The organism is Methylobacterium sp. B1 (genome assembly GCF_000333255.1).
GTDB lineage: Bacteria > Pseudomonadota > Alphaproteobacteria > Rhizobiales > Beijerinckiaceae > Methylobacterium > Methylobacterium fujisawaense.
Map to the genome: position 1 here is coordinate 1 of NZ_BACT01000734.1, position 5583 is coordinate 5583.

The 5583-nt window shown below is 71.8% G+C and carries 6 protein-coding genes; 1 reads left to right on the forward strand and 5 read right to left on the reverse strand.

Going from position 1 to position 5583, the window contains the following annotated elements:
• The 3 genes from I53_RS21515 to xth form a co-directional block, all read right to left on the reverse strand.
• Nucleotides 1–358 (reverse strand): SDR family NAD(P)-dependent oxidoreductase (locus I53_RS21515; protein WP_043354515.1); only part of this gene is annotated, 358 nt, incomplete at its 3' end.
• A 277-nt stretch (nucleotides 359–635) separates the two neighbouring features.
• Nucleotides 636–1514, reverse strand: a complete 879-nt coding sequence (locus I53_RS21520; protein ID WP_043354517.1) for an SDR family oxidoreductase — start codon at nucleotides 1512–1514, stop codon at nucleotides 636–638.
• Between the two features lie 276 nt (nucleotides 1515–1790).
• Entirely contained in the window at nucleotides 1791–2600 is an 810-nt protein-coding gene (gene xth / locus I53_RS21525; protein WP_043354519.1) for an exodeoxyribonuclease III, read from the reverse strand.
• Between the two features lie 160 nt (nucleotides 2601–2760).
• Between xth and I53_RS21530 the strand changes: the two genes are divergently transcribed.
• The gene (locus tag I53_RS21530; RefSeq protein WP_043354521.1) at nucleotides 2761–3501 is read left to right on the forward strand and encodes a 1-acyl-sn-glycerol-3-phosphate acyltransferase; all 741 of its coding nucleotides are present in this window, start codon (nucleotides 2761–2763) and stop codon (nucleotides 3499–3501) included.
• A gap of 9 nt (nucleotides 3502–3510) precedes the next feature.
• On the opposite strand, the gene I53_RS21535 is transcribed toward I53_RS21530, so the two are convergent.
• Nucleotides 3511–4422: an outer-membrane lipoprotein carrier protein LolA gene (locus I53_RS21535; RefSeq protein WP_043354523.1), complete on the reverse strand. Its 912-nt coding sequence runs from the start codon at nucleotides 4420–4422 to the stop codon at nucleotides 3511–3513.
• 283 nt (nucleotides 4423–4705) lie between these two features.
• A partial coding sequence (locus I53_RS21540; protein ID WP_043354525.1) for a DNA translocase FtsK occupies nucleotides 4706–5583 on the reverse strand: 878 nt, incomplete at its 5' end.

The following is a 5583-nucleotide window of genomic DNA, read 5'->3' on the forward strand; positions in this document are numbered from 1 at the left end:
ACAGGAACGGACCGGACAGGTTGACCGCGAGCANCCGCGACCAGTCCGCAAAGGTGGTCTCCATCAGCGGCTTGAAGATCGCGATGCCGGCATGTTTGACCAGGGCGTCGAGCCGCCCGAACCGGTCGCCGACCTGCCGGATCGCCGCCGCGACCGCCTCGGGCTCGGAGACGTCGGCCGTCACCGCCAGCGCGGCCTCCGGACGGCCGAGCCGCTCCGTCGCCGCGGCCACGCCCGGACCGTCGATATCGAGCAGGGCGACGTTCCAGCCGTCCGCGAGGAAGCGGGTCGCGGTGGCGAGCCCGATGCCGCGGGCAGCCCCCGTCACCAGTGCGGTCCGGGTCTGGGCATCGCTCATCGTCGTCTCCGTCGGGGGCGGCCGCACCCGGATGGCGCGACGCGGCGTTCGGGTCCGCAGCGGTGCGACCGCCGCAGGCCAAGCCCGGGACACCTACAGGTCCCTCCCGCCGTTGAAAACCGATCCGCCGTCGATGTCCCATGCATCGCGCGGGCGCCGTCGCGCCTGTCGGCCGCCGGCCGGTCCGCGGCGGCCGACAGGCGCGCCGACACGACCGAGGCGGCTTCCCCCTCTCGGGATGCGGAGATGGGCTCGAGCCTCCGCGCGGACCCGGCGCTCAGAGCATCGGGATGCCGCCGGTGACCGGCACCAGCGCCCCGGACATGTAGCTGCCCTCGCGGGAGGCGAGCAGCACGTAGGCCGGAGCGAGTTCCGCGGGCTGGCCGGCGCGGCCGAGCGGGGTTTGCGCGCCGAGCTGCTCGATCTGCTCCGGACTCTTCACGATCGGCTGGATCGGCGTCCAGACCGGGCCCGGGGCGACGCAGTTCACCCGGATCCCCTTCGGCGCCAGCAGGTTCGACAAGCCGATGGTCAGGCTCGCGATCGCGCCCTTGGTGGCGGCGTAGATCAGCATGCTGGGATCGGCGACCTTGGCCTGAACGCTCGTGCTGTTCACGATCGCCCCCCCGGGCTTCATGTGCGGCACCGCCGCCTGGGCGAGGTGGTACATGGCGAAGACGTTGGCGCGGAACGAGCCCTCGATGTCGGGAGCCTTCACGTCGTCGAGGCTGTCGTTCACCACCTGGGCGGCGGCGTTGTTCACGAGGACGTCGAGGCGCCCGAACGCCGCCACGGTCCTCGCCACGAGGTCGCGACAATGGTCCTCGTCGCGGATGTCGCCGGGAAGGAGCAGGCAGCGCCGGCCGGCCTTCTCGACCCAGGCCTTCGTGTCCTCGGCATCCTCCTGCTCGACGTCGAGATAGGAGATCGCCACGTCGGCGCCTTCACGGGCATACGCGATGGCCACCGCCCGACCGATGCCGGAATCGCCGCCGGTGATCAGCGCCGCGTGGCCCGTGAGGAGCCCCTTGCCGACATAGCTGTCCTCGCCATGGTCGGGCCGCGGCGTCATCTTGGAGGTCAGGCCCGGCCGGGGCTGCTGCTGGTCGCCGGGAAAGGGCGGCTGCGGCCCGGCCTCGCGCGGATCGTCGGTCATCGGGGAGGCTCCGGGTCGTGGGCGATCCACGGGATCTAGGGCTGCCTTCAGGGCCGCCGCCTGCGCCCGGCCGTCACAGGCCGGGCGAGGGTACCGAACCGTCTCAGAAGGCGCGGGTGCGCCCGGAATGCGGGCCGCCGTAGCGGCGGCGCAGGAAGGAGACGACCTTGGGGAGGAGGAAGGCGATCAGGATCTTGCGCATCGGGGCTCGCTCACGTCACGGGTTCGTGAGCGGGCAATGCTCGGACCGCACCCCGGTTCCGTGCGGGCGCCGGATCAGAGTTCGAGGGTCAGGGTGACCGGCGCGTGGTCGGAGGGACGCTCCCAGGCGCGGGCCTCGCGCAGCACCTCCACCTTGCGGACCGTCCCGGCGAGGTCCGGGGACACCCAGGCGTGGTCCAGGCGCCGCCCCTTGTTGGCCGCCGACCAGTCGGGGGAGCGGTAGCTCCACCACGTGTAGATCTTCTCGGGCTCCGGGGTGAGGTGGCGCGCCGCGTCGATCCAGCCCGCCTCCCCGCGCAGGACCTCCAGCGCCTCGGTCTCCACGGGCGTGTGGCTGACCACGTCGAGGAGCTGCTTGTGCGACCAGACGTCGTGCTCCAGGGGCGCGACGTTGAGGTCGCCCACGAGGATCGCCGGCCCGGAGACGCGCTTGCCGCCCCAGGCGCGCAGTTCGGACAGGAAGTCGAGCTTGTGGGCGAATTTCGGGTTGAGGTCGCGGTCCGGCACGTCGCCGCCGGCCGGGACGTAGAAATCGTGCAGCACGATGCCGGCGGCGGCCCCCGCTTCCGGCCCCAGCACCGCCGAGATGTGGCGGGCGTCCTGGCGCTCGCAGAACCCCATCACGGCGCGGGTGTGCAGGGGGAAGCGGGAGAGGATCGCGACGCCGTTGTAGCCCTTCTGGCCGGCGAACATCACGTGCTCGTAGCCCGAGCCGCGCAGGGCCTTCAGCGGGAAGGCGTCGTCCGGGCACTTGGTCTCTTGGAGGCAGAGCACGTCCGGCTTGTGCTCGGCCAGGAAGCGCAGCACGAGGTCGATGCGCAGGCGCACCGAGTTGATGTTCCAGGTGGTGACGGTGAGCTGCACGGGCGGCGCCGGGGTTCGGTCGGAGGTGCGCTCCGATAGCCGATTTCGCGGGCCGCGACAGTCCGCTCGACGCCGGCGGCGCGAAATGCCGTGCGTCGGTGCCCGGCAGGCGTTATGCCCGTGCCCTGCCCTGTCCCGGGCCCCTCGTCGAGGCGCCGCCATGGCACATGCCCGCTCGCTCCTGTTCGCCGCCTACTGGGCCGCGTGGACCACCCTGTTTCTCGCGCCGCTCGCGGTCTTCCTCCTGTCGGGGTCCCCCGAGCGGCCGATCCGACGGGCGACGCGCCTCTGGGCGCGCGGCATCCTGGCCGGGCTCCGGCACATCGTCGGCCTGCGCTACGTGGAGGAGGGCCGCCAGCACCTGCCGGCCAAGCCCTGCCTGATCGTCGCCAACCACCAGTCGACCTGGGAGACCCTCGCCTTCCTGGTGCTGGTGCCGGACGTGGCGATCGTCGCCAAGCGGGAGTTGCTGGCGATCCCGGTGGTCGGCTGGTTCCTGCGACGCTCGCCGATGATCGTCATCGACCGCGGCAACGGTACGCAGGCCTTGCGCACCATGATCGACGAGGGCCGCGCCGCTGTCGCGGCGGGCCGGTCGGTGCTGATCTTTCCGGAAGGCACCCGCGGCGGCATCGACGCGCCGCTGCGCTTCAAGCGCGGCGTCGAGCTGCTCTACGGACGGCTCGGCCTGCCGGTGGTGCCGGTGGCGCTCAATTCCGGGCTGTTCTGGCCGGGGGGCATGGCGACCCGGGCCGGGACCGTGGTGGTGAGCTACCTCACGGCCGTCGCGCCGGGCCTGACGGCCGCGGAGTTCCTGCGCGGCACCGAGGGGGCGATCGACCGGGAGCTCGACCGCTGGCGCCCCATCGGCCTCGACGGCCTCGGCGCGAAGGCGGCCTGAGGGCGCCCCCTAGGGCTGCGCTTGCTGGATCTGCTGCTGCACGGCCTTGTCCTCGGCACGCCCGTAATTGATGAAGAACAGGTTGCCGTCGACGCTCTTGCCCTTCTGGAGGTTCGAGAGCGTCACCGTCGTGATGTAGCCCTGCGGATCGGTGATCCGCCACTGCGAGAGGGTCTTCACGTCGGCATCGAAGAACAGCTGGATCTTCGAGGTGCCGCCGAGGGTGGCGCGGTCCTCCAGGCTGATGCGGACGCCGCCCGGATCGTTGGCCACGTCGGTGACGGTGAGGTCGCGGGCGAGGTCGATCTTCTCGCGCAGCAGGAATTTCAGTGGCGTCTGGGCGATGAAGTAGAGGTCCTGCGTGTTGAGCTTGCGGTCGCGCACCGCCACCGAGGTGCCGTCGGCGATCACCTCGAGCGGCGAGGGCTGGTCGTAGTCGAAGCGCAGGCGGCCGGGCTTGGCCAGCGTCAGCTTGCCGCCGATCCGGCGCCCATCGGCGCCGATCTGCATGAAGTTGCCCGTCAGGGTGTTTATCCCGTTGAAGTAGGCGTGGGCCTGGGCGAGCAGCGTCGCGGCATCCGCGGGCTCGCCGGGGGCGATCGCGGTCGGCGCGCCCACCGCCGCGACCTTGGGCTCGGCGGCCTTGTGCTCGGCCTTGCCGGACTTGGCACTGGCCGCCTTCGTGTCCTTGCCCGCCGGGTCCTTGCCGGAATCCTTGCTCGCCTCCTTGGCCTTGGGCGCGGGCTTCTTGGTCGGCGCGGGGGCCGGCGGGGCAGCCTCGGGCTGCGGCGCGGGCTCCTCCTTGTGGCCGAACAGGCTGTCGATGAAGGCGCCCACCTGCGCCTCGGCCGGGTTGGCGGTCGCGAGCCACAGCCCGGCGGCGATCAGGGAGCCGGCTGTGCGGATGCGGCGGCCGATCATCGGCAGAGTCTCCTGGGGAACCACGGCGTGGGCTCCGGCGGCAAAGGGAAAGCGGAACGCGACGTCAGCGAGCGGGTGAAGACGTCGCGCCCCCCGTCGTCTGCGCGAGCGGCGCGCGGCAACCCAGGAGCTCCACGGTGCCGGACGGCGCGCTGCCCTGGGCTGCTTCGCTCCGCTCTCACGGACGGGACGGGTTTCGCAGCGGCCCGTTAGAACCCCGCCCTGTGGCGAAGATGCGACGTCCGGGCCGCTCCCATGGGGGAGCGGCCCGGGGCGCGGCGTCTCACTCGTCGTCGTACACGCCGCTCGACATGTGGGCTGCGCCGGCGACCAAGATCTCGCGCTTGCCGGCATGGTTGGCCGGGCCGACGATCCCCTCGATCTCCATCCGCTCCATGATCGAGGCGGCGCGGTTGTAGCCGATCTGCAGACGGCGCTGGATGTAGCTCGTCGACGCCTTCTGGTCGCGCAGCACCACCTCGATCGCCTGCTTGTAGAGGTCGTCCGACTCGCCGCCGGTCGCCGCCGCGAAGGCGCCGATGTCGAAGACGGGGGCCTCCTCCTCGGGCTCGTCGCCGCGCTCGGCCTTGTCGGCCGCGGCGGCCTTGCCCCGGCCGGACCGGCCGCCCTCCTTGGCGGGCTCCTCGGGCGAATCGTCGGCCGTGACGGCGTCGAGGTAGCTGGGACGGCCCTGGCGCTTGAGATGCGCCACGACGGTCTCGACCTCGCTGTCCGAGCAGAACGGCCCGTGCACCCGGGTCGTGCGCCCGCCGCCGGCCATGAACAGCATGTCGCCCTGGCCCAGAAGCTGCTCCGCGCCCATCTCACCCAGGATCGTGCGCGAGTCGATCTTGCTCGTCACCTGGAAGCTGATCCGGGTCGGGAAGTTCGCCTTGATCGTGCCGGTGATCACGTCCACCGAAGGCCGCTGCGTCGCCATGATCAGGTGGATGCCCGCCGCCCGCGCCATCTGCGCCAGGCGCTGGATCGCCCCCTCGATGTCCTTGCCGGCCACCATCATCAGGTCGGCCATCTCGTCGACCACGATCACGATGTACGGCAGCGGCGCCAGGTCCATCGCCTCGTCCTCGTAGACCGCCTCGCCGGTGTGGCGGTCGAAGCCGGTCTGGATCGTGCGCGTGATGGTCTCGCCCTGCGCGG